At 53.9% G+C, this 631-nt stretch carries 1 pseudogene; it reads left to right on the top strand.

What is annotated here, in order from left to right:
• Nucleotides 1–631, top strand: a pseudogene (locus JCM12308_RS27545) (beta strand repeat-containing protein); the annotation flags it as partial.

Raw genomic sequence — 631 nt, 5'->3', positions numbered from 1 at the left:
CATCATTCTGGCACTCAACGCATCAGAGATCTCTGCAGGCCAACAAGGCACGGTGCAAGTCACAGCAACACTCACAAACGCTTTCCCGCATGATGCAAGTGGAGAGCCAATCAAGATCAACGGCATCACCATCAATGCCTCAGACCACGATGGCGACACCGTCACAGCGGACATTCAGGTCAACATCATCGACGATGCTCCCCAGCTGGACATCGCTGATACACCTGCCTCTATCGCTGAAGGAAACACGCTTAACGGAACATGGACGCTCAATCCCGGCGCAGATGGCGTCACGCACATAACCGTGTCTGTCCCCGGTGAAGCGGATCAGACAATCGCAATGTCCGGCAACACATCCGCTACTTTCACGCTGCCCAAAGGCACACTCACCGTTAATCCAGATGGTACCTACTCCTTTGAAGCAGCGACTAATCTGGATAACGACGACCCGCAAGAGCAAAACTTCACCATCACCGCAACAGACGCAGATGGCGACACGACAACAGACACTCAGACCATCACAATCACCGACGGTACATCGCCAACACCGCCAGACAATCTCCCCGGAGAAGCCGTTGATCTGATCCTCACAGTTAACGAAGCAGCCCTTGATACAACGCAGGATCAGGAC

The sequence above is a fragment of the Pseudovibrio denitrificans JCM 12308 genome (assembly GCF_001310815.1).
Lineage (GTDB): Bacteria > Pseudomonadota > Alphaproteobacteria > Rhizobiales > Stappiaceae > Pseudovibrio > Pseudovibrio denitrificans.
The sequence above is the reverse complement of the archived record's forward strand: the minus strand, read 5'-3'. Positions and strand labels throughout refer to the sequence as shown.